Origin of the sequence: Haemophilus sp. UMB1048 (assembly GCF_030218125.1) — a bacterium.
Lineage (GTDB): Bacteria > Pseudomonadota > Gammaproteobacteria > Enterobacterales > Pasteurellaceae > Haemophilus_D.
Map to the genome: position 1 here is coordinate 38,720 of NZ_JASOPB010000006.1, position 23,682 is coordinate 62,401.

23 protein-coding genes and 2 tRNA genes are annotated in these 23,682 nt (G+C 39.2%); 13 read left to right on the top strand and 12 right to left on the bottom strand.

The features are described from left to right. Nucleotides 1-29: 29 nt before the first annotated feature. The 3 genes from QP437_RS06600 to arsC form a co-directional block, all read right to left on the bottom strand. Nucleotides 30-326, bottom strand: a complete 297-nt coding sequence (locus QP437_RS06600) for a DUF5377 family protein (protein ID WP_204697781.1) — start codon at nucleotides 324-326, stop codon at nucleotides 30-32. A 25-nt stretch (nucleotides 327-351) separates the two neighbouring features. Then, nucleotides 352-606, bottom strand: a complete 255-nt coding sequence (locus QP437_RS06605; RefSeq protein WP_049365298.1) for an alternative ribosome-rescue factor A — start codon at nucleotides 604-606, stop codon at nucleotides 352-354. Between the two features lie 65 nt (nucleotides 607-671). Continuing rightward, nucleotides 672-1,022 carry an arsenate reductase (glutaredoxin) gene (gene arsC / locus QP437_RS06610; RefSeq protein WP_285267358.1) on the bottom strand — a complete coding sequence of 117 codons (351 nt, stop codon included), beginning with the start codon at nucleotides 1,020-1,022 and terminating at the stop codon, nucleotides 672-674. A gap of 94 nt (nucleotides 1,023-1,116) precedes the next feature. Between arsC and QP437_RS06615 the strand changes: the two genes are divergently transcribed. After that, nucleotides 1,117-2,163, top strand: coding sequence for an AI-2E family transporter (locus QP437_RS06615; protein ID WP_285267359.1), 1,047 nt, complete (start codon nucleotides 1,117-1,119; stop codon nucleotides 2,161-2,163). Nucleotides 2,164-2,199: 36 nt separating this feature from the next. Here QP437_RS06615 and tsaA read toward each other — a convergent pair whose 3' ends face one another. Continuing rightward, the gene (gene tsaA, locus QP437_RS06620) at nucleotides 2,200-2,937 is read right to left on the bottom strand and encodes a tRNA (N6-threonylcarbamoyladenosine(37)-N6)-methyltransferase TrmO (protein WP_193451262.1); all 738 of its coding nucleotides are present in this window, start codon (nucleotides 2,935-2,937) and stop codon (nucleotides 2,200-2,202) included. 61 nt (nucleotides 2,938-2,998) lie between these two features. Between tsaA and QP437_RS06625 the strand changes: the two genes are divergently transcribed. The 3 genes from QP437_RS06625 to QP437_RS06635 all read left to right on the top strand — a co-directional run bounded on the left by QP437_RS06625 (nucleotide 2,999) and on the right by QP437_RS06635 (nucleotide 6,002). Further along, a complete protein-coding gene (locus QP437_RS06625) occupies nucleotides 2,999-3,910 on the top strand; it encodes a 1,4-dihydroxy-2-naphthoate polyprenyltransferase (RefSeq protein ID WP_049363355.1) in 912 nt (303 codons plus the stop codon). A 45-nt stretch (nucleotides 3,911-3,955) separates the two neighbouring features. Further along, nucleotides 3,956-4,453 (top strand): ribonuclease E activity regulator RraA, encoded by a 498-nt coding sequence (gene rraA, locus QP437_RS06630; RefSeq protein WP_049371488.1) that lies wholly within the window; start codon nucleotides 3,956-3,958, stop codon nucleotides 4,451-4,453. A gap of 163 nt (nucleotides 4,454-4,616) precedes the next feature. Further along, the gene (locus tag QP437_RS06635; RefSeq protein ID WP_285267360.1) at nucleotides 4,617-6,002 is read left to right on the top strand and encodes a DASS family sodium-coupled anion symporter; all 1,386 of its coding nucleotides are present in this window, start codon (nucleotides 4,617-4,619) and stop codon (nucleotides 6,000-6,002) included. A gap of 64 nt (nucleotides 6,003-6,066) precedes the next feature. On the opposite strand, the gene QP437_RS06640 is transcribed toward QP437_RS06635, so the two are convergent. Both QP437_RS06640 and QP437_RS06645 read right to left on the bottom strand, forming a co-directional pair. Beyond that, a complete protein-coding gene (locus QP437_RS06640) occupies nucleotides 6,067-7,383 on the bottom strand; it encodes an MFS transporter (protein ID WP_285267361.1) in 1,317 nt (438 codons plus the stop codon). A 14-nt stretch (nucleotides 7,384-7,397) separates the two neighbouring features. Further along, nucleotides 7,398-8,105 carry a 7-cyano-7-deazaguanine/7-aminomethyl-7-deazaguanine transporter gene (locus QP437_RS06645; protein WP_014064751.1) on the bottom strand — a complete coding sequence of 236 codons (708 nt, stop codon included), beginning with the start codon at nucleotides 8,103-8,105 and terminating at the stop codon, nucleotides 7,398-7,400. Between the two features lie 249 nt (nucleotides 8,106-8,354). On the opposite strand from QP437_RS06645, the gene QP437_RS06650 reads away from it, so the two are divergent. Next, complete coding sequence (locus tag QP437_RS06650; protein WP_285267362.1) at nucleotides 8,355-10,610, top strand: FepA family TonB-dependent siderophore receptor; 2,256 nt, start codon at nucleotides 8,355-8,357, stop codon at nucleotides 10,608-10,610. 133 nt (nucleotides 10,611-10,743) lie between these two features. Here the strand turns inward: QP437_RS06650 and rpmE are convergent, their stop codons facing one another. Continuing rightward, the gene (rpmE, locus tag QP437_RS06655) at nucleotides 10,744-10,956 is read right to left on the bottom strand and encodes a 50S ribosomal protein L31 (protein ID WP_054419104.1); all 213 of its coding nucleotides are present in this window, start codon (nucleotides 10,954-10,956) and stop codon (nucleotides 10,744-10,746) included. A gap of 192 nt (nucleotides 10,957-11,148) precedes the next feature. Here rpmE and mutY point away from each other — a divergent pair, with 192 nt between their 5' ends. The 6 genes from mutY (at nucleotide 11,149) to gorA (ending at nucleotide 15,542) form a co-directional block, all read left to right on the top strand. Next, nucleotides 11,149-12,267: an A/G-specific adenine glycosylase gene (mutY, locus tag QP437_RS06660; protein ID WP_285267363.1), complete on the top strand. Its 1,119-nt coding sequence runs from the start codon at nucleotides 11,149-11,151 to the stop codon at nucleotides 12,265-12,267. Further along, nucleotides 12,260-12,532, top strand: a complete 273-nt coding sequence (locus QP437_RS06665) for an oxidative damage protection protein (protein ID WP_014064755.1) — start codon at nucleotides 12,260-12,262, stop codon at nucleotides 12,530-12,532. Before mutY ends, QP437_RS06665 begins: the two co-directional genes overlap by 8 nt. Nucleotides 12,533-12,541: 9 nt before the next feature. Then, complete coding sequence (gene mltC / locus QP437_RS06670; RefSeq protein ID WP_054419106.1) at nucleotides 12,542-13,621, top strand: membrane-bound lytic murein transglycosylase MltC; 1,080 nt, start codon at nucleotides 12,542-12,544, stop codon at nucleotides 13,619-13,621. Between the two features lie 233 nt (nucleotides 13,622-13,854). Further along, nucleotides 13,855-13,930, top strand: a tRNA-Phe gene (locus tag QP437_RS06675). Nucleotides 13,931-13,932: 2 nt separating this feature from the next. After that, nucleotides 13,933-14,008: transfer RNA gene (locus tag QP437_RS06680), tRNA-Asn, on the top strand. A gap of 163 nt (nucleotides 14,009-14,171) precedes the next feature. Further along, nucleotides 14,172-15,542, top strand: a complete 1,371-nt coding sequence (gorA, locus tag QP437_RS06685; RefSeq protein WP_014064758.1) for a glutathione-disulfide reductase — start codon at nucleotides 14,172-14,174, stop codon at nucleotides 15,540-15,542. A gap of 67 nt (nucleotides 15,543-15,609) precedes the next feature. Here the strand turns inward: gorA and QP437_RS06690 are convergent, their stop codons facing one another. Next, on the bottom strand, nucleotides 15,610-16,437 hold the full coding sequence (locus QP437_RS06690) for a class II glutamine amidotransferase (RefSeq protein WP_111316086.1): 828 nt from the start codon (nucleotides 16,435-16,437) through the stop codon (nucleotides 15,610-15,612). A gap of 214 nt (nucleotides 16,438-16,651) precedes the next feature. Beyond that, nucleotides 16,652-19,108 (bottom strand): glycerol-3-phosphate 1-O-acyltransferase PlsB, encoded by a 2,457-nt coding sequence (gene plsB / locus QP437_RS06695; protein ID WP_285267364.1) that lies wholly within the window; start codon nucleotides 19,106-19,108, stop codon nucleotides 16,652-16,654. Between the two features lie 218 nt (nucleotides 19,109-19,326). Here plsB and lexA point away from each other — a divergent pair, with 218 nt between their 5' ends. Both lexA and dapF read left to right on the top strand, forming a co-directional pair. Beyond that, nucleotides 19,327-19,953: a transcriptional repressor LexA gene (gene lexA / locus QP437_RS06700; RefSeq protein ID WP_005698192.1), complete on the top strand. Its 627-nt coding sequence runs from the start codon at nucleotides 19,327-19,329 to the stop codon at nucleotides 19,951-19,953. A gap of 121 nt (nucleotides 19,954-20,074) precedes the next feature. Continuing rightward, the gene (gene dapF, locus QP437_RS06705; RefSeq protein ID WP_032822603.1) at nucleotides 20,075-20,899 is read left to right on the top strand and encodes a diaminopimelate epimerase; all 825 of its coding nucleotides are present in this window, start codon (nucleotides 20,075-20,077) and stop codon (nucleotides 20,897-20,899) included. A gap of 51 nt (nucleotides 20,900-20,950) precedes the next feature. Here the strand turns inward: dapF and QP437_RS06710 are convergent, their stop codons facing one another. The 3 genes from QP437_RS06710 to djlA all read right to left on the bottom strand — a co-directional run bounded on the left by QP437_RS06710 (nucleotide 20,951) and on the right by djlA (nucleotide 23,654). Then, nucleotides 20,951-21,703 (bottom strand): carbonic anhydrase, encoded by a 753-nt coding sequence (locus QP437_RS06710; protein ID WP_285267365.1) that lies wholly within the window; start codon nucleotides 21,701-21,703, stop codon nucleotides 20,951-20,953. 152 nt (nucleotides 21,704-21,855) lie between these two features. Further along, nucleotides 21,856-22,788: a tRNA dihydrouridine(16) synthase DusC gene (dusC, locus tag QP437_RS06715; RefSeq protein ID WP_285267366.1), complete on the bottom strand. Its 933-nt coding sequence runs from the start codon at nucleotides 22,786-22,788 to the stop codon at nucleotides 21,856-21,858. Continuing rightward, nucleotides 22,788-23,654 (bottom strand): co-chaperone DjlA, encoded by an 867-nt coding sequence (djlA, locus tag QP437_RS06720; protein ID WP_111316050.1) that lies wholly within the window; start codon nucleotides 23,652-23,654, stop codon nucleotides 22,788-22,790. The genes dusC and djlA overlap by 1 nt, the downstream gene beginning before the upstream one ends. Nucleotides 23,655-23,682 lie beyond the last annotated feature (28 nt).

Here is a 23,682-nt window from a genome sequence, read left to right on the forward strand (position 1 = left end):
TTGACCGCACTTTTTTATTGGAAACCGATTTATTCGGCTTTCACGCCTAAGTTACCCATTTTTACGCCGAGGTTACCGAGTGAAACCGGATCCAAATAATCCCCTAAGAATTTGAATAACTCACCTAATTCTGTAAATGAGCGTTTGATTTTTACTTGATCTTCTACTTTACGCACAAATTCATAACGCACATTTTCGCCTTCAAAATAAGCCGTGAGCGTGAGATAAATGGTTTCAAAAAAGTGGCTTTGAGCCCCTTCTTCACCCGGATCACTGATACGGACATTCCAAGTATTGTTAAATAAAACTTCTGTTTTGATTGACATATAGACTTCCTCTGTTTGTTATTTTTTATACTGAAATTGAAACGAAAAACCCGATGATAAAATTTCTGAAATCAAAAACTTTATCATCGGGCTTTTCAAACCAATTGCTTGCATATTTTGCTTTTCGTTGGTAACTGCCTTTGCCTTTACGTTTTTTCTCAACGCGTTGGCGGAATAATTTGTCGTGTAATAGTGCCATCACAGCATTATCTTTCACGACTCCTTTGGCGTGTTGATAAATGGGCTGATTTTCAACCGCACTTTTTGTTTTTTTTGTCATATTTACCTCTAAAAAATTGCCGTGAAGTGTTTCACGGCAAGTCATTATAGCGAAAATGAATAAAATTACAAAATGGCGAGTACGCTTTCAGGCGGTCGTCCAATTTTGGCTTTTTCACCTTTTACCACAATCGGGCGCTCTAATAAGGCTGAATTTTCACTGATGGCTTTTAATAAATCATCATGAGTTAATGCAGGATTATCTAACCCTAATGATTGATAAAGCTCATCTTTGGTACGCATCATTTTTCTAACATCATCTAATCCTAATTTATTAGCCAGTTGCTGTAATGCTTCAACAGAGTAGTGTTGTTGCAAATAAAGTTCGATAGTTGGTTGGATACCTTTTTCTTCTAATAAAGTTAAGGTTTCACGGCTTTTTGAACAGCGCGGATTATGGTAAATCTTAACAGACATAACGTTTCCTTCTATTTTATGTTGAATGAGTGGATATAGGATTGATTTAAATTTTAACTTATAATGACAAAAAATACTTGTTTAGGAAGACTTTATGTTTGAAATGCTAAAAAATTGGTATAGCCGCCGCTTAAGCGATCCTCATGCGATGGGGCTACTTGCCATTTTGTTGTTTGGCTTTATTGCGATTTATTTCTTTAGTGATTTAATCGCCCCGTTGCTGATTGCCATTGTATTAGCATATTTATTGGAAATGCCAATTAATTTCCTGACGAAAAAATTAAAATTTCCTCGAATGCTCGCTACGTTAATTATTTTTGGTGGCTTTCTAACCTTAGCGTTATTAATTTTCTTCGGGCTTGTACCAACATTATGGAATCAAACGATTTCCTTATTAAGCGATTTGCCAGCCATGTTCAATAAGTTACATGAATGGTTATTAGCCCTTCCTGAGCATTATCCTGAACTCATCGATTACACCATGATTGACACCTTTTTTAGTGCGGCTCGAGCGAAGATTTTGGGCTTTGGTGAATCTGCGGTGAAATTGTCGATTACTTCATTAATGAACCTTGTATCATTGGGTATCTATGCATTTTTAGTGCCATTAATGATGTTCTTTATGCTGAAAGATAAAACAGAACTTCTTGCTGGTGTAAGCCGATTTTTGCCTAAAAACCGTCTTTTAGCGTCTAAAGTATGGAATGAGATGCAGCAACAAATTGCGAATTATATTCATGGCAAATTGTTAGAAATTTTGATTGTTGGCGTGGTGACTTACATCATCTTTTTAAGCTTTGGTTTAAATTATCCGCTGTTACTTTCAGTTGTCGTAGGTCTCTCTGTCTTAGTCCCTTATATTGGTGCGGTATTGGTGACGATTCCTGTTGCGTTAGTGGCGATGTTCCAGTTTGGCATTTCCCCAACGTTTTGGTATTTAATTGTGGCCTTTGCGGTGAGTCAACTTCTAGATGGAAACTTGTTAGTACCGTATTTATTCTCTGAAGTCGTTAATTTACACCCTTTAGTAATCATTATTTCCGTGCTGATTTTTGGCGGATTATGGGGATTCTGGGGAGTATTCTTCGCGATTCCATTGGCAACGCTCGTCAAAGCTGTGATAAATGCATTGCCGGATTAGACAGGATTAAAACGATAAAAAGAAAGCTGACGAAAGTCAGCTTTTTTGTTCTTTTAATTTTTGGATATCCAGAATTTCGACACAATCTATTGTCCCTGCTTTAATACGCCATTTAATATTAAATTCGTACAGACTAATACCATAAATACGATCGGTTTCTTTACCTTGTTGATAAGCGGGACGGGGATCTTGTGCGATCACTTCCGTAATGAATCTCGCTAAGTGCGGTCGATTTTTATGATATTTTTCCACCGCACTTTGGGCGATTTCTGTAAATTCAACGCTTAATTTTGCAGGTGGTTTTTCTTGTGCAAAACTTGATTTTGCCTCAGGCTCACTATCAGCATAGGCAATATAAGGTTTAATATCAAAAATAGGTGTGCCATCGACAAGATCCACGGAGCCTAAATGCAAGAAAACACGTCCATGAATACATTCCACTTGGCGTAATTCAACTTTGGATAAACCTAGAGGATTAGGGCGATGCGTAGCGCGCGAAGCAAATACACCGACACGTTGATTGCCGCCTAAACGAGGGGGGCGAACAGTGGATTGCCATTTTCCATGGGGTATTTTGTCGAATTGGAAGATAAGCCAAAGATGGCTAAATTGCTCTAATCCTCGCACCGCCTCTGGTGAATTATAGGGAGGGAGCAGTTCCACGATGCCAATGCCATCCTGTACTAAATCTGGTTGGCGTGGCACTGAGAATTTTTCTTTGTAAGGCGTGTGAATCACCGCAATTGGGTGAAGAGTCAGTGTTAAATCATTCATAAAAAGGCAATTTCCGTGTAGAATACGCCCTTTATTGTAATCAAAAGTGCGGTCAAAAAAAATGACAAATCATAAATTGAAAATGTGGTGGGAAACTGCTCGCCCAAAAACCTTGCCTTTGGCATTAGCTTCTATTTTTACTGGCTCAGCATTGGCATATTGGGCGGATAAAGAAAGTTTTAATCTCACCGTGATGTTACTTTGCTTGCTCACTACCATTTTATTGCAAGTACTTTCCAACTTTGCTAACGATTACGGCGATCATCAAAAAGGGTCAGATACTGAAGAACGTATTGGGCCTTTACGCGGTATTCAGCAAGGTGCGATTTCCGCGAATGAACTTAAGTGGGGCTTAATTTTAATGGCGGTGGGAGCATTTTTCTCAGGTGCATTCTTAATTGGTATCGCATATCAAAGTCTCACAGATTTATTGGCCTTTGCTGGCTTGGGTATTCTTGCCATTATTGCTGCTATTACTTATACCGTAGGCGCTAAGCCTTATGGTTATTTAGGTTTAGGGGATTTGTCTGTTTTGCTCTTTTTTGGACTATTAGGTGTAGGTGGAACTTATTATCTACAAACTCACAGCATTGATAGCTTAATTACTTTACCTGCCCTGGGCTCAGGTTTATTAGCAACAGCCGTTTTAAATATCAATAATTTACGTGATATTGAGCAAGATGCGAAAGTAGGAAAAAATACCTTGGTGGTACGTATTGGACCGAAGAAAGGACGTATTTATCACTGTGTTTTATTAAGCGTTGCCGCTTTATGTTATGTGCTATTTGCGGCATCAACAGCATTTAGCCCTTGGCATTTCTTATTTTTATTGGCATTTCCATTGTTATTAAAACATGCATTATTTGTTTATCGCAGCAAAGAGCCCGCAGTGTTGCGTCCGATGTTGGCTCAGATGTCTATGATTTCTTTATTTATCAATATCTTGTTTAGTTTAGGCTTGCTTATCGGCTAAATCGGCTTATACTAGAGAAAAAATTTTAACGACAAGGGGTACATTATGTATATCGATACTTCAGAACTTTGTGATATTTATGCAGATCAAGTGGATGTGGTTGAGCCAATTTTTTCTAGCTTTGGTGGTGTCAGCAATTTCTACGGCAAAGTGACGACAGTAAAATGTTTTGAAAATAATGGATTAATTGCCGAAATTCTCGAAGAAAATGGTAACGGCAGAGTACTTGTCGTAGATGGTGGCGGTGCGGTACGTCGTGCTTTAATTGATGCTGAGCTTGCACAACTTGCCGCAGATAATGACTGGGCGGGCATTATTGTTTACGGTGCAGTGCGTCAAATTCAACAACTTGAAAATATTGATATCGGTATTCATGCGCTTGCTCCAATTCCAGTTGGCGCAGATGAAAATAATCATGGTGAAAGTGATCTTCCGGTCAATTTTGGTGGCGTGACGTTCTTCCCTGAAGATTATATTTATGCTGATTTAACAGGTATTATTCTTTCACAAGAAGCATTAGATTTAGAAGATTTCGAAGAATAAATTTGAAATTATTGACCTTTTTAAAGTGCGGTTAGAAATAACCGCACTTTTTTTGTCAAAAATTTTTTGAACAAGATCACATTTTAAACATTTGTTAGTTGAAAGTTTGTAACATTCATTTAACATCGAAAATAGTTCATCTGTAATCAGTTTGGAGGGACTCATGAACGAAACAAACACAACAAAAAATTATAAAAGTGGGATTATCTTTCTGCTAGCGATAGCCTGTTTTTTTATTTTATTAAAATCTTTACCTTTCGCACCTAAGGAAAATGCTGGTTTAGCATTATTAGCCTTTGTGGCGATTCTTTGGTTAACTGAGGCGTTACATGTCACCGTGACCGCTCTTTTGGTGCCATTACTTGCGATTGCACTTGATTTGGTGACAACCAAACAAGCTTTAGTGGCGTTTGCTGACCCAACCATTTTCTTATTCTTTGGTGGTTTTGCTTTAGCGACTGCTTTGCATATGCAAAAGCTAGATAAAATGATAGCCAATAAAATTATGGCGATGGCCCGTGGTAATTTATTTGTAGCTATTATGTATCTTTTCTCAATTACCGCTTTCCTTTCTATGTGGATGAGTAATACAGCAACAGCAGCCATGATGTTACCTTTAGCCATGGGGATCTTAAGTAAGCTTGATAAAGAAAAAGAACATAATACTTATGTCTTCGTATTATTAGGGATTGCTTATAGTGCGAGTATTGGTGGGATGGGTACATTAGTAGGTAGTCCGCCAAATGCTATCGTTGCAAGTAACTTACATTTAACCTTCTCTGATTGGTTATGGTATGGCTTACCAATTATGCTCATTTTGATGCCGTTGATGATTGGTACACTTTTCATTGTCTTTAAACCAAAACTTAATTTACATTTTGAACAAAACTTTGAACGTATTGAAATGAATGGTCAACGCGTTTTAACGCTTGTCATTTTTGGTGTTATTGCACTTTGTTGGGTATTTAGTAGTTATATTAATCCAATCATTTCAGGTGTATTTGGTCTTGCTAAAAATATCGGTAGTTTTGATAGCGTCGTCGCATTGCTTGCGGCTATTATTATTTGTTCAACCGGTGTGGCAAATTGGAAACAAATCCAAGAAAGCACGGACTGGGGTGTATTAATGCTTTTCGGTGGTGGCTTAACTTTAAGTGCCGTATTAAAAGATTCTGGTGCAAGTAAAGTATTAGCTGACGGTATTGTATTCTTAGTTCAAGGACAACATTACTATCTCATTGGTTTATTGGTCGCAACCTTCATTATTTTCTTAACTGAATTTACGTCCAATACTGCGAGTGCAGCATTATTAGTGCCAATCTTTATTTCTATCGCGCAATCTCTTGGTATGCCAGAAATTGGTCTTGCCTTAATCATCGGTTTAGGTGCTTCTTGTGCCTTTATGTTACCAGTGGCGACACCGCCAAATGCAATCGTATTTGGTACGGGACATGTTCGTCAGAGTGATATGGTGAAAGCTGGGTTTGTCTTAAATATTGTGTGTATACTCGTTATCGCGACAATAGGATATTATTTCTGGTTGAATTAATCGTATAAAAGAAAAGGGCGTGTTGGATATATTCAACACGCCCTTTTATTATTTTTTACAAAGATTATGCTTTAATTTCGGAGCGGCTTTTTAAGAAGAAGATGGCAACTGTTGAGAGCAACATAATAAAGCCAACACCGATATATAAACTCTGTTTATCCCAACCCATATCTAATAATTGACCGGCAATCGTTGGGGCAAGAATTGCACCAATACGACCAATACCAATTGACCAGCCCACACCTGTGCTACGAATATCGGCATCATAAGTGAGTGGATTTAAGGTATAAAGACCGCTGATACAACCATTCATGAGTGTACCAACTAAAATACCGAATACCATCGCAATCCATAAAACGGACGAGGATAAGATAAAGGTAATGATTGCTGCGGAAGATAACACGGTGAATAAAATTAACACACCACGTGCAGTCCAGCGACTAGCCAGTAAGCCATAGAACAAGGCACCACAAGTGCCGCCTAATGAGATCATCATCCCTACGCTTACACTTTGTTCTGTTGTCATACCTGCTTCTTTTAATAACGCAGGCGTCCATGAGCTAATAAAATAGAAGCTGAACATGATCACGAAGAAAGCAGTCCAGATTAGCAAAGTGGAATGTAAGTATTTTTCGCTAAATAATTGGCTAATCGGTAATTTAGTTTTAACTTTTTCTGTTTTTTCAGGAAGTTTCCAATCGCCGGCTAAACCAATTTTTTTTGCAATTAAATTTAATCGCACTTCAGCATTTTTAGGCTGTTTGGTTGTGAGGAAATCAATGGATTCTGGTAACCAAATAAATAACAGCACTAAAAATAGCCCCGTCAAGATTGCGCCTGCAAGAAACACTGAGCGCCAGCCATACTCACCTTGTAGCATCACGGCGAACATCCCACCTAATACCGCACCGACACCGAAGCCCGCCGCATAGACACTGATCGCAAAACTACGCCATTTGCGAGAGGAATATTCACTGGTGATAACGTTGGTTCCTACCAAAATACCACCTACACCAAAACCGGTGATAACTCGCCAGAAACCGAGCCATTGGTATTGTGAAATAAACGCTGAACCTAACATCCCTATAGTGGATAATAATACCGCCATCAATAACAGCGGGCGGCGACCGATTTTATCGGCGAGTGGGGCGAGGAAAAGCGAGCCTGCAGCCATACCAAATAAGCCGGCACTTAATAAATAACCTAACTCAATCCTGGTTAGACCAAATTCGTTTCGAATAGCTGTTGCAGTAAAGGCAAGGGCGAGTACATCAAAGCCATCTAGTAAATTCATGATGGCGGCCATTGCCACAATCATCCATTGATAGGCACCCATTGGGCTTTGTTCTATTTTGGCTCTAAGAGAAAGCGTTTCAGCCATTTTATTTCCTTAAGTTAAGCGAATTGGCGGGAATTCGCGAGTGATTGAAGTTTGCGCAAAATCATGCTGAGCACCACACCGTAAGCAGGTACAAATAAGACAATGCCGACAAACAATTTAAATAAATAATCAACAAATCCAAGACTAAACCAATGTTCTGCCATGAAAGGGTCGCTACTTTGATAGAACGCTACGGCAAAGAACATAAAGGTATCAGCAAGAGAGCCAAATGTCATTGAACTACTCGGTGCAATCCACCAGGTTTTTAATTGACGTAAGCGATTGAAAACTAAAACATCTAATAATTGTCCGAAAACATAAGCACAGAAACTCGCAAATGCAATACGGAAAACAAACATATTGAATTCACTGAGAGCTCCTAAGCCTTGATATTGTCCATTAGAGAAAACAACCGAAACAATATAACTCACGATAAGTGCTGGAATCATCACGATAAAGATGATCCAACGCGCTTCTTTCGCCCCAAATACACGTACCGTTAAATCAGTGGCTAAGAAAATAAATGGGAAAGTGAGTGTGCCCCATGTGCTGTGGAATGAGAAATCATCAGCAAAACCAAGTGCGGTCAATTTTAAATTGATTTCAAATGGAATTTGAACGAAATAGTTACTGGCTGTGATGATGAAGATGTGAAATAAGCTTAATAAAATTAAAGCAAAACGTTTTTGTTGATCATTGAAGATCGGAGTATTAATTTTCATTTTAAGACCTTTTTAGTTGGTTAATCGGGGGTAGGGAACCCGACATTAGAAATAAATCCGCCAAATTGGCGAGCCGTGAATAATACTAGAATTTATTGGGATTGCAAGAAAGTGCGGTCAAAAATTTAAGCATTTTATTTGTTTTAGTTTGATTTTAATAACAGTGATAAGAATTTTCATTTACACTAAAGTGATATTGTACTAGAATTCTCAGGCATTTTTATTTCACATATGCCTGGGGAGCATTCAATGTATAAAACCAATCATTTAAAAACAACATCATTCTTCGCATTAAGCACGTTAACCATCGCGCTTTTTTCAAGCTATTCTTATGGCGAAGAGAAACTTGAGGAAATTAAAATTACAGCAGAAAATCAGGTAAAACAATCACTTGGTTCTTCTCTTGTGACGGCAAAAGATTTAGAGAAACGTCCTGCGACAAATGATATTTCTGAAGTATTACGTACTATGCCCGGTGTGAACTTAACGGGTAACTCATCTACAGGACAACGTGGTAATAAACGTCAAATTGATATTCGTGGCATGGGGCCAGAAAATACATTGATTTTAGTGGACGGAAAACCTGTCACCTCTCGTAATGCAGAACGTTATGGTGTGCGTGGTGAACGTAATTCCCGTGGCGACAGCAACTGGGTGCCGGTTGAAGCGATTGAAAAAATCGAAGTATTACGTGGCCCTTCAGCAGCACGCTATGGTTCAGGTGCAATGGGTGGGGTGGTTAATATTATCACTAAGCCTGTTACCAATGATTTACACGGTAGCTTAAGTTATTACACCAATCAACCAGAAGACAGCAAAGAAGGCGCAACGAACCGTGTCGGTTTTAATCTAAGCGGTGCGTTAATTAAAGATGTATTGCAATTCCGTTTATATGGTAACTGGAACAAAACGCAAGCGGATGAAGTTGGTATTAATGGCGATCCTGCGATTGCCGGTCGTGAAGGCGTACGTAATAAAGATATTAATGGCCGTTTAGTGTGGAATATCAATGAGAAAAATAAATTAACCTTGGATTCTGGTTTCAGTCGTCAAGGCAATATTTATAACGGTGATACGCAAAATAGTTCGGCAGGGCTTTACAATAATAAAAACTATCCTGAGACCAAAACCTTGGCAGGAAGCAAAGCTGAAACCGCTCGTTTATATCGTCAGAACTATGCTTTAACCTATGAAGGTAAATTCGATCATTTCGACAATAAAACCTATGTTGCTTTTGATAAAACTAAAAACAGCCGTTTACCAGAATATTTAGCAGGTGGCCCAGAGGGCAGTTATTCTAGTACATCAGCTTTTAGTGATTCCATTCTTAAAAATACGCGTTTTAGTTCAGAATTCTATATCCCATTTACCTTGGGTGTGGATCATATGCTGACAATTGGTTTTGAAGGTGTACACAGCAGTTTAGATGATGACGCTTCTATGACACAGTTACTTGGTGGACGACGAGATAAAAAGACAGGGAAAGTACTTTATGATTTGAAAGAACATTTACCAACTAGCATTTCAAATGTACGAGGAGGTCATAGTAGTCAAACTGAATGGGCAGTATTTGTTGAAGATAATATTTCAGCAACCCAATCTACCATCCTAACGCCATCTCTGCGTTATGATTACAACAGTTATTCTGGTTCTAACGTAAGTGGTGGATTAAACTTCTTACAGAGTCTCAACGATGATTGGAGAATTAAAGGTGGGATTGCAAGAGCTTATAAAGCACCGAACCTTTATCAAACTAACCCAAATTACTTGCTATTTACCTTAGGTCAAGGTTGTCCAACGAATGTACCAAATAATAAAACTTGTTATTTCCAAGGTAATAGCGACATTAAACCAGAAACTAGCTGGAATAAAGAAATTGGAATTGAATATGATAAAAATGGACTTCTTGCTTCTGTAGCTTACTTCCGTAATGATTATCGTAATAAAATCGTGTCTTATGGTGAATTTATCGGTTTAAGCAACTTAGGTAACTATGTGTATAAATGGGGTAATGCGAACCGCGCAGTGATTGAAGGTTTTGAAGGTAATCTGACATTACCATTAATCCAAGATAAATTAAACTGGGTGAATAACTTCACTTATATGCATAAAACCAAAAATAAAGATACGGGTAACCCGCTTTCTATCGTGCCGAAATATACGTTGAATTCAAGTTTAAGTTATCAAATCACTGATAGTTTGGATGCAATGTTAACTTATACGCAATACGGTAAACAAAAATCCCGTAAAAATCCAGAGAACCGTATGGAAAATGGTAACGATAAAAATATTAATCAGCTTGCTGGCTCAGAAGATATTGGTGGTTATGCAGTTTGGGGATTAAGTGCAGGTTATAATTTGAAAGATACAATCAGCATTCGTGTTGGCGTAAGTAACTTATTTGATAAACGCATTTATCGTTCATCAAGCAGTACAAATTACAATGCTCATACTTATAACGAACCTGGTCGTGCGTATTATGCAACAGTAAAATATTCATTTTAATTGAGCATTTAGAACTGATAGAAAAAGTGCGGTCGATTTTGACCGCACTTTTTTATTGATTGAATTTGGAAAATAGTGAATTTTAGATAATAAAAAACCCTGCATAGGGCAGGGTTCTTCACACAGATTCAAATTATTTTGTACCTGGGATTTTGAAACGGCTGTTAAAGCGTTCAACACGACCACCAGTATCAACAACACGTTGTTTACCAGTGTAGAATGGGTGGCAGCTACCGCACACATCAAGGTTGATGTCTTTGCCTAAAGTTGAACGAGTTTTGATCACGTTACCGCAAGAACAAGTTACAGTGATCTCTTTATATTCTGGGTGAATACCTTGTTTCATAGAAAACCTCAAATTGAAGCCACGCCGCTATAAATGCTTTCCACTTACACCGCGTGAGTTAATAATCGCCGACAATCCGGCACCAAATAGACTGCGAATTATACTGAAAAAATCAAATTGATCAAGTGGTGTGCTTTAGTGATAGAATCATCGCAAAATTTTTGCTTATTTTAATCGCACTTTAGGAAAGTTATGTTAGCTCAATCCTCTGTTGATGCCCCTTTTGCCCATTCAGTTCTACAATGGTATGAAAAGTTTGGGCGTAAAAATTTGCCTTGGCAACAAAATAAAACCCTTTATGGTGTTTGGCTTTCCGAAGTAATGCTACAACAAACCCAAGTTTCTACCGTTATTCCTTATTTTGAGCGATTTATCAAAACCTTTCCTAATGTGACCGCACTTGCTAATGCTTCGCAAGATGAAGTGTTACATCTGTGGACGGGACTAGGTTATTACGCACGTGCGAGAAATTTACATAAAGCCGCTCAAACCATTAGAGATGAATATCAAGGCGAATTTCCTACGCAATTTGAGCAAGTTTGGGCATTAACAGGCGTGGGGCGATCGACGGCAGGGGCAATTTTATCTTCTGTACAAAATCAACCTTATCCGATTTTAGACGGTAATGTGAAACGCGTCCTTTCTCGTTATTTTGCAGTTGAAGGATGGCCTGGCGAGAAGAAAGTCGAAAATCAATTATGGCAGTTGAGCGAACAGGTTACACCAACAACGAGAGTCGCTGAATTTAATCAAGCGATGATGGATATCGGTTCGGCTATTTGTACTCGAACAAAACCTAAATGCGATCTTTGTCCTCTGAGTAACGATTGTTTAGCCAATAAACTCGAAAAGTGGACAGAATTTCCTGGAAAGAAACCCAAAAAATCGTTGCCAGAAAAGCAGAGTTATTTTTTGATTTTATCTCATCAAGGAAAAGTCTGGTTGGAACAGCGTGAAAGCAAAGGTTTATGGGGAGGCTTGTATTGCTTCCCTCAGTTTGATGATAAACAAACATTGCTGAATTTTCTGAACGAACAAGGGATTACCGAATATCAAGAATGGGTGACTTTCCGTCATACGTTTAGTCATTTTCATTTAGATATCCATCCTATTTATGTTGAAGTCGATCGAAAATCTGAAGATGGCGATCGTTCAGATTGGAAAAAATTGTCAGAAAAAGGAAAAGAATCTCAATCTGGTCTATTAAGTGCGGTCAAATATTGGTATGATCCAATGTCACCTGAACAGATCGGGTTAGCTCAGCCTGTGAAAAATTTATTAACTCAATTTTTAAGGAATTATTATGGCTAGAACCGTTTTTTGCGAATATTTGAAACAAGATGCGGAAGGGTTGGATTTTCAACTGTATCCCGGTGAATTAGGTAAACGTATTTTTAATTCAATTAGTAAACAAGCGTGGGGCGAATGGATCAAAAAGCAAACCATGTTAGTGAACGAGAAAAAACTCAATATGATGAATGCCGAACATCGAAAATTATTAGAAGAAGAAATGGTGAATTTCTTATTTGAAGGCAAAGAAGTGCATATTGAAGGTTACGTTCCCCCATCTAAATAACAAAATATTATGAAAAAGTATTTATTATTGGCGCTACTTCCGCTTTTGTATGCATGTAGCGATTCACCAACCCATCGACGTGGTGTTAATTATGACGAAGTGTTTGCAAAAGACACGCAAGGTTTAGATATTTTAACAGGTCAATTTTCTCACAATATCGATCGTATTTGGGGGGTGAATGAGCTCTTAGTCGCGAGCCGTAAAGACTATGTGAAATATACGGACTCGTTCTATACGCGTAGCCACGTAAGCTTTGATGAAGGTTCGATCATCATTGAAACACAAAAAGATCTTAATCGCTTACATAATGCGATTGTGCACACCTTATTAATGGGTTCTGATGCAAAAGGGATCGACTTATTTGCTTCTGGTGATGTGCCGATCAGTACACGTCCTTTCTTATTAGGGCAGGTGGTGGACAATAATGGCCAACAAATTGCTAACCAAGTTATTGCAAGCAACTTCGCCACCTATTTAATCCAAAATAAATTGCAAACTCGCCGTTTACAAAATGGTAATACCGTGCAATTTGTCGTGATCTCGATGATTGCGAACCACGTTGAAGTGCGTGCACAAAAATATCTTCCATTGGTACGTAAAGCCGCAGAGCGCTATGGTATTGATGAAAGTTTGATCTTAGGTATTATGCAAACAGAATCTAGCTTCAACCCGTATGCAATCAGTTATGCAAATGCAATCGGCTTAATGCAAGTAGTACCAAGCACGGCCGGTCGTGATATCTTTGCCATGAAAGGTAAAGGTGGACAACCGTCAGCACGTTACTTGTATGATCCAGCAAACAATATTGATGCAGGTGTGGCTTATTTATGGATTCTACAAAATCAATATTTAGACGGTATCACCAATCCAACCTCTAAACGCTTTGCGATGATTTCTGCTTATAACAGTGGAGCTGGCGCGGTATTGCGTGTGTTTGATAGTGATAAAGATGAAGCGATTTATAAAATTAACCAGATGTATCCTGAACAGGTATATCGCATCTTAACTACAGCACATCCATCGTCACAAGCAAGAAACTACTTATTGAAAGTGGATGCAGCCCAGAAGAAATTCCGTGTAAGACGATAATTTCAGCGATTAAATACAATGCCCGAAAGACTTTTCTCTCGGGCATTATTTTTTCTATAAAGTGCGGTTATTTTTAATTGAGTTTTTCAAAATACGTTCTTTTTATAGACGTTTTGGTTATTAACCATTCAAACACACTAATTTTTTCACTTTTTTTGAATTTAGTTGTTGACCGATACCCGAAAAAATAGTTTAATACGCTCCGTTGTCAGGCAGTAGCCAATAACGATAACGCCTCGATAGCTCAGTCGGTAGAGCAGGGGATTGAAAATCCCCGTGTCGGTGGTTCGATTCCGCCTCGAGGCACCATTTCCTCCTTAGTTCAGTCGGTAGAACGGTGGACTGTTAATCCATATGTCGCAGGTTCGAGTCCCGCAGGAGGAGCCAAATTCTAAGAAGCCGCTAAAGAAATTTAGCGGCTTTTTGTTTTCCAACTCAACTGTCTTCTAATCTTCATATAGACAATTCCAATTACATCAATTTATAGCTTTCTCGTTCAATTTTAGGCACAATAGAACAAAATTCCAATGAGTAAAAAAGGATAATGAAAATGACTAAACATTATGATTATATTGCTATCGGTGGCGGTTCAGGTGGGATTGCTTCAATTAACCGTGCGGCAAGTTATGGCAAAAAATGTGCGATTATCGAAGCAAAACATCTCGGTGGTACTTGTGTGAACGTAGGTTGTGTACCGAAAAAAGTGATGTTCTATGGCGCACAAATTGCAGAGGCCATTAATAGCTATGCACCCGCTTATGGTTTTGATGTGGAAGTGAAAAAGTTTGATTACGCGAAATTAGTCGAAAGTCGTCAAGCTTACATCGGTCGTATTCATACCTCTTACAATAATGTGTTAGCGAAAAATAATGTGGACGTTCTAAATGGTTTTGCGCGTTTTAAAGATGCGAAAACGATTGAAGTGAGCTATGCAGATGGTTCAACAGAATTAGTGACCGCAGATCATATCTTAATTGCGACGGGTGGTCGCCCAAGTATTCCTGCAGTAAAAGGCGCAGAATATGGGATTGATTCAAATGGTGTATTTGCTTTAAATGAATTACCAAAACGTGTCGCAGTAGTAGGCGCAGGTTATATTGCAGTTGAATTAGCGGGTGTTTTAAATAGCTTAGGCAGCGAAACCCATTTATTTGTGCGTCAGCATGCCCCATTGCGTAATCAAGATCCATTGATTGTCGAAACCTTAGTTGAAGTGTTAGCACAAGATGGTATCCAATTACATACTAAAGCATTGCCTGAAGAAGTCGTGAAAAATGCTGATGGTTCGCTTACCTTGAAATTACAAGATGGCCGTGAAACCACAGTGGATACGTTAATTTGGGCGATTGGTCGTGAACCGGCAACGGATGTGATTAATCTTGAAGTAACCGGTGTGAAAACCAATTCACGTGGACAAATTATTGTTGATAAATACCAAAATACAAACGTACCTGGCATTTATGCAGTGGGTGATATTATCGAAGGTGGTATTGAGTTAACGCCAGTTGCCGTGGCGGCAGGTCGTCGTTTGTCTGAGCGTTTATTCAATAACAAACCAAATGAGCATTTAGATTACAACCTTGTGCCAACCGTCGTGTTCAGCCATCCGCCAATTGGTACAGTGGGTTTAACTGAACCGCAAGCGATTGAGCAATATGGCGAAGAAAATGTGAAAGTGTATAAATCCTCTTTCACGGCAATGTACACCGCTGTCACTGAACATCGCCAACCTTGCCGAATGAAATTAGTGTGTGTCGGCAAAGAAGAGAAAATCGTGGGCTTACACGGCATTGGTTTCGGTGTAGATGAAATGATTCAAGGTTTTGCTGTGGCAATCAAAATGGGTGCAACTAAAGCAGACTTTGATAATACGGTGGCAATTCACCCAACAGGTTCTGAAGAATTTGTGACAATGCGTTAATTGCAGATAAAAAAGTGCGGTCAAAATCTCTGATGTTTTTGACCGCACTTTTTATTGTGATTTGTTATTAGGCTGCAGCGCGATTGCCTAATGTACCATCATCTTCCATTTCTTTAGCCACACCGACGATCTCAGCAATTTTGTCTCCTTCTTTGAAGAAAACGAAACCACCATGTTCCATTTTGACCCAAGGTTCATCTTTGGTGAGCGGGAAAGTCGTAATGATGGTGACTTTGTCGCCATCTTTTGCGTAATCATTAAAATCGATGACGCCATCATCATCAATTCGGTGAGCTTTACCAAAAGGAGCTTTACGCGTTAAGTAATGCAAATTGGTTGAGCAGTGGGCAATCATCCATTCTCCATTTGAAAGAATGAAGTTAAAGGTGCCTTTTTGTGATAGCTCTTTAGTAATATCTTGAATGGCTTCAAAGATTTCCATTTCAGAAGGTTTACGGCGGAAACGATTTTTTAAGTATTCCGCCATATAACAAAATGCAGCTTCTGAATCGGTCGAGCCAATAGGCTGACAGAAACTCTCAGACATATCCGGTAATTCTTTTAAATTACCGTTGTGAGCAAACACCCAATTTTGTCCCCAAATTTCACGAATAAAGGGATGGGTATTTTCAATAGTTACACCGCCTTGTGTTGCCTTGCGAATGTGGGCAATCACATTGAGCGATTTAATGTTGTATTGTTTTACACAATCTGCAATCGGGGATTGAGATGCAGCGTGGTTATCGCGAAAAATACGCACACCACGACCTTCAAAAAAAGCGATACCGAAGCCATCTGAATGGCAATCAGTAAGACCAGCACGACGACGGAAACCTTCAAAAGAAAAGACAATATCCGTCGGCGTATTGCAGTTCATTCCGAGTAATTGGCACATAAATTCCTACAGCTTATTTTTATATTTTTTATAACCTTATAATGTGTGCAGATTTAACACCATAATGCGTTGAAATTCAAGATGGATCATAAAGGATTTTTAGAAGAAAATGTTACATAAAATAACATCAGAAGCTTTTTGATAAGACGACAAATCATAGTCTAAATAAAAAGGCGTGTCTAACACGCCTTTTTATCCTTTAAAGAGATAAAGATTATTCATCTTTATTTGATTTATCCTCTTCTTCTACTTCAATCTCAACTTCATCTGCTTTATCTGCCGCACCATTGATCGTTAAGCAAATCTCGCTAGAAATCAAATGCTCTAAGATTGTTGCAAGCTCGTGTAATTTTTCTTTGTCATCATCGAAATAGCCTTCTTCTTTCAAGTGAGCAATGAAGGCTGAGAATACTGCTTTATCAAAGAATTCTGGCGCATTAATACCATGTAATACAGAAAGACGTTGTGCTACCAATTGGCTTTCTTTTTCTAGTAAACCACGGGCAATTCCAGGGTCTCTACGTAAAATGCTCACTGTAATGTAGTAGCGTTGTAAGATTTCACGCATACCTGCAGACCAAAGTTGTAAAATACGAACTTTAGAGCGGTGAATCGATAAGAAATTATCATTGGATTGGATAACTTCTTGACGTGCAAATTCATCAATAATAGCTTTAATTTGTGTATCTAATTCTTCTTCATTGAAATGAAGGAAGAGTTCGCCTTTTAAGAATGGATAAATTTTACGTACTGCATCCAATAATAAATCTTTTTGGATTGCTTCATAATGTAAAACGACACTCGCAACAAGAGAAGGTAACACAAATAAGTGTTGAATATTATTGCGGTAATACGTCATGAGAACAGCAGAATTACGTTCTAAACGAATAATTTCCCCAAAGTTATCTTTTTCAACTAACACGCCAACACGATCTAAGCTTAATACGTGGTCAAGCATTGCTTTTGGTGTATCAGTTGGGAGTACCACATCAGTAGAATACGGTACATTCTTTAACATTTCTTGATAACTAGAGAGTTGTTCTAGTAGTTGCTCATGAGAAAGAGCACGCTGACGAGAAGAGAGTAGAGCGGTCCCCACTAAATTCATCGCATTGACTGCAGCGGCTTTATTAATATTTACCATTACTTGATTAGAAATAGACCCAACCGCATGGTTAAACCAGTGAGGTTTATCTTCATGATGTTGTTCTTTCCATTCTGGATAATGGTGATTGAGATAATTGGAAAGTGTAATTGGCTCACCGAAATTCACAAAACCTTGACCTAAATTACGCAATTTTTTAATTACACGTAAAACTAAGCCTGCATTTTCTTTTTCTTTCGCTGCACCACGTAATTCTTTCGCGTAAGTATCCACTTCTAGTACGTGTTCATAACCGATATACACAGGCACTACAGAAATTGGACGTGTTTGGTTATGTTGAAGTGCTTGTAGCGTCATCGACATCATACCGGTTTTCGGTGCAAGCAAGCGACCTGTACGAGAACGACCACCTTCAATAAAGTATTCGACGGAATAACCACGGTGGAATAATTCCCCTAAATACTCACGGAAAATTGCAGAATAAAGGCGGTTACCTTTAAACGTACGACGAATAAAGAATGCCCCCCAGCTACGGAATAAAGGACCCGCTGGCCAGAAGTTTAAGTTGATCCCTGCTGCAATGTGTGGCGGTACAAGACCTTGGTGATAGAGCACATAAGAAAGTAATAAATAGTCAATGTGACTACGGTGACAAGGCACATAAACAATCTCATGACCTTCTAGCGCAAGTTTACGCACACGGTCCGCATTTTGTACATTAATACCGGAATACAGTTTGTTCCATAACCAGCGTAAGAAACGATCTGCTGCACGAAGGCTTGAATGGCTTACATTAGCCGCGATTTCATGAAGAATTTTTTCGGCTTCAGCATAGGCTTTATCACGGCTGATATTTTTTGATTTTGCCTCATCTTCAATCGCATTTTGAATCGCTTGGGAATTTAAGAGTTTATTAAACATAGCTTCGCGGTTTGGCAAACGAGGTCCAGTCGCGGAAATGCGTTGTTTAGCGAAGTGCATTTTTGCCACGCGAGCCAGTTTTTGCGCAATTTTTTCATCTGAACCGTGCTCATTTACCATGTAACGCAAAGAAAGTGCTTGAGAAAAACGCACAAAAGTATCACGTCCAAACCAAATTGCCGCAAAGGTTTTTTGAATACCGTTTAATAAGCGAAGATTGGGCAAGCTTGCTTTATCTTCTTTACCTGGTGAGCGCCCCCAAAGCACCGAAACAGGGATAAGTTGTACATCTAAATCGGCTGCATCACGGTGCAGTTCTAAGTATTTATTGAAGACTTTAGCAGTTTCATCTTTTGCGCCTTTTGATTTAAAAAAGCGACGACCTTCATCTAAATAGACATAACGTGGTAATGCTACGCCATCAATCACATTTTTTTCAGCCGGATCAGGCAAACCCACACTCAAACAGTTACGACGGAAAATCACGAAGTCAGTTTGAGAGGTGTAAGGCAAAACATAAAGAATAGGTTGATTGATATTGAGTTGAAGCTCTTCGATGGGTTGAGCGGGAATAGGATTATTTTTTACTAAAACCGAAAGCGGTAATTCTAATAATTTACGATAAGTACTTACGATGCCAGACATAATTAATATTCTCTTTTTGTTAGACATTTCTAGGTATTGTCAGGCATTTTAACACATTCGACCAGTCAAATTCTAAAAATTTACATTTGTGATTTATGATGAGCAGTCAAAAATATAAAAAAAATTGACCGCACTTTTATGGCTAGAAAATAGTTGTTGCAATCGTCATCTTTCTGTATATACTAACAGTTATTCTGTATAAAGTAACAGGAGTGTGTATGAGACCATTAACTGCCAGACAACAAGAAGTGCTGGAACTCTTAAAACGCCATTTAGAAACCACGGGTATGCCGCCAACTCGTGCAGAAATTTCTCGTGAATTAGGCTTTAAATCCCCTAATGCGGCAGAAGAACATTTAAAAGCGCTTGCTCGTAAAGGTGCAATTGAAATTGTTGCGGGAGCTTCTCGCGGTATTCGCATTATTGATGATAGTGCTAATGATGAGGAAGAAGAGGGCTTGCCGCTCATCGGTCGCGTAGCTGCAGGGGAACCAATTTTAGCCGAGCAACATATTGAAGGCACTTATCGTGTTGATGCTAATATGTTCAAACCACAAGCTGATTTCTTATTAAAAGTATATGGCCAATCCATGAAAGATATCGGCATTTTAGATGGCGATCTTCTTGCCGTACATAGCACAAAAGATGTGCGAAATGGACAGATTGTTGTTGCCAGAATTGAAGATGAAGTGACAGTAAAACGCTTAGAGCGTAAAGGTTCTGTTATTTATCTGCATGCGGAAAATGAAGAGTTTCAGCCGATTGTCGTTAATCTTGAAGAACAGCCTCATTTTGAAATTGAAGGGATTGCAGTAGGGATCATTCGTAATAACGCTTGGATGTAATGATGAAAGTGCGGTGAGAAAATAAAGTGTTTTTTGACCGCACTTTGTCTCTTATGGCTATTTGCCATTCGGCTTATTGCTCTCTATAATGCCAAAAAATTTTCAAATCAAGGAAGGAAACATGCAGTTTTCCAAAATGCATGGCCTTGGCAATGACTTTGTCGTTGTTGATGCTGTGACGCAAAATGCCTATTTTACCCCTGAAACCATTAAACGCTTAGCCGATCGTCATCGTGGAATTGGTTTTGATCAGCTTTTAATTGTTGAGCCACCTTATGATCCAGATTTAGATTTCCATTATCGTATTTTCAATGCAGATGGCAGTGAAGTGTCGCAATGTGGAAATGGGGCAAGATGTTTTGCGCGTTTTGTCACCTTAAAAGGGTTGACCAATAAAAAGGATATTGCAGTAAGCACGCAAAAAGGAAAAATGGTTTTAACCGTAAAAGAAGACGGGCAAATTCGCGTCAATATGGGCGAGCCGATTTGGGAACCCAATAAAATTCCTTTTACTGCCAACAAATTTGAAAAAAACTATATTTTACGTACCGATGTTCAAACGGTACTTTGTGGTGCAGTATCAATGGGTAATCCACATTGCGTTGTTCAAGTGGACAATATTGAAACGGCCAATGTAGCAGAGTTAGGTCCATTATTAGAAAATCACGAACGTTTTCCGGAAAGGGTAAACGCTGGATTTATGCAAGTTGTCAATCGTAACCACATTAAATTGCGTGTATATGAACGTGGTGCAGGTGAAACACAAGCTTGTGGCAGCGGCGCTTGTGCAGCAGCGGCTGTTGGAATTATGCAAGGTTTACTTGATAACAAAGTGCAAGTTGATCTACCTGGTGGTAGCTTGCTTATTGAGTGGGAAGGCGTAGGCTCACCGCTTTATATGACTGGCGATGCGACTCATATCTATGATGGCAACATTCACCTTTAATCTCTTCTAATCGAATAAAAAATGCGTGGAAACTATCCACGCATTTTTTACTTATTGTTCAACTTCCACATCACGCTGATTTAATGGTTGCGTTGGGCGGTTGTTTTTCCCTTCCATCTCTTCTATCGCGGCAATTTGTGCTTTGCTTGCTTGAATTGGGGCTTTAAAAATGGTCCAAGCCACGTTTTCACTACAAGGTGGAGTAGTGAGCGATCCATTTAAGCGGAAGCGTGCCATCTCTTTTGGTATTAGCGCTTGAATATCAAGTGGTTGAGCCAATTTTTCTTTTTGTCCAACGGTGAGTTTTTTCTCAACGACTGGTGCTAATGCTGGATTAGCTTCACCTTCATTCACCATTACGGCAACAACCGCTAACGCTTTATCTTCACTTTGATGGACAAAATGAATTTCTAAAGGATAATGTTGGCGTTTAAAGGTATGCTCACTTGGTGTGTGAAAGTGAAATTGTTTTAAATAAAATGGTTTATTGTTGAGCGTAATAAATGGGGCATTTTCTTGTGCAACACTGACTTGCACGGTATGTCCATTGTTTTCTACTTGATACTCCGCAGGGAAGTAATTCATCTTAAGTGGTTTATTTGCCACTTTCATTCCATTATCTGCTTCAAGATTAACCGGCGACTGAACCTTACCTAGCTTACAGGTTTGATACTCGGTGAGCAAATCACCCCAATGTTCAGGGCTTTCTTTCCCATTATAAGACCAATGCGCTTTATGCGTTTGGGCAAATGATGTTGCACTTAATGCGATAAGTAAGCTAGAAAGCAATAGATGAGTCTTCATAAGGCACCTCTCCTTTTTTGTGGTATATGCCTCATCGATTCTACTGGTTCTGTATGATAACTTTTTGATTTTGGTCAAGTTTTGTTTGGGTGTTGAACTCATCGTACGAGTGAGAAAATGCTAAAAAAACCGTCTATTTCGACCGCACTTTTTTAGCCCTGACAGAGTCTTTCTTTCAGATCTTCTGCAGTTTTGCTGGTTTTAATTCGTTCAAAAACGATATCCGCTTCAGGATATTCTTTATTGAGATAGCGTAGCCATTGTTTGATGCGGGCAACATGATAAAAACCAGAATCATGGAAGTTTTCCATTTCTGCATATTTTTGTAAGATTTTTTGAATATCTGCCCAAGGCATTTTTTCGCAATTTTGTTTAAGTACAAGGCTTAAGTTTGGGATATTTAATGCACCACGCCCGACCATTAGATCTTCGCAACCTGTCGCTTTCAAACATGCTTGACCATCTTTCCAACGCCAAATTTCACCATTAGCAATTACTGGGATTGTTAAGCGAGATCTCACTTCACCGATTTTCTCCCAATTGATGCGATCGGCACGATACCCATCGGCTTTGGTTCTGCCGTGAATGGTGATTTCAGTAGCGCCACCTTGTTGAACGGCGTCGGCAATTTCAAAAGCTTGTGAAGTACAATCCCAACCTAATCGCACTTTCACACTGACAGGTAAATGACTAGGTACTGTTTTTCGTAAGGCTAGAGTCGCTTGATAAATTAATTCAGGTTGTTTGAGTAGAGCTGCACCTCCGTTACTCCCGTTAACAGTCTTGGAAGGGCAACCACAATTTAAATCAATACCATGTGATCCAAGCTCAATGGCGCGATGGGCATTTTCAGCAAGACAGTTCGGATGTTGACCTAAAAGTTGGACTCGAACAGGTGTTCTAGAAGGTGTAAAACCCTGATTTTTGAGTTCAGGGCAAAGACGATAAAAGACTTTTTCAGGTAAGAGTTGATCCACCACGCGGACAAATTCGGTGATGCAGAGATCGTATTCATTCACTTCGGTTAAAAGCTGGCGAACGAAAGGATCGAGCACCCCTTGCATGGGGGCGAGGATAACACGCACTATTTCCAGCCTTTCACTTTGCAAATTAAATCGTAAGCAGCTTGGATTTGTTGCGCTTTTTCTTTGGCCATTTCCATCATTTCTGGCGGTAAGCCTTTAGCAACTAATTTATCCGGATGATGTTCATTCATTAAACGACGATATGCACGTTTTACGGCATTACGGTCATCACTTTCACTCACGCCCAATACTTTATAAGCATCACTTAATGTTGGGCCAGAAGATTGTTGGTAACTACCTTGTTGTTGGTATTGGTAGCCACCTTGCTGTTGATAACCGCCTTGTTGGTATTGGCGATAGAATCCACCTTGAGTAAATTGACGAGCTGCAATTTCCATTGCCAGCATTTGCTCAAACTGCATACGGGAAAGACCAAGCTCTTCAGCCACCACATAAAGGACTTCTTTTTCTGAGTCATGTAATTGAGAATCAGCAAATGCGGCCTGTACTTGTACGTGCAAGAACATTCTCAGTAAATCAGCTCGTTGTCCACATCCAATGCGGAATTCGCGAATCACCTGACGTAGTGGAAAATCGGTTGCTTTACCTCGACTAAATGCCTCTTGAGCAAGTTTGCGATGACTCTCATCTAATTGCATCTGGTTCATCAACTGATTCGCCAGTTGAATATCTTCTTCTGTCACTCGACCTTTGGATTTACTCAAATGTCCAAGTACCGCAAAAGTCGTTTGCATGAAAAGCGCTTGTCGGGTTGTTTTTTTCTTAAAAAAGCTGGAGTTAACAGAACCCATCTCATAAAGTTTTTTATCTGCGATTGAGCCTAAAATGAGTCCAGCGATGGCACCGAAAAAGCCACCCCATTTAAAGCCTAAAATAACCCCGATAATCTTTCCAAAAAAATACATTCTCTTCCCCTAAAGTGCGGTCAAAAAG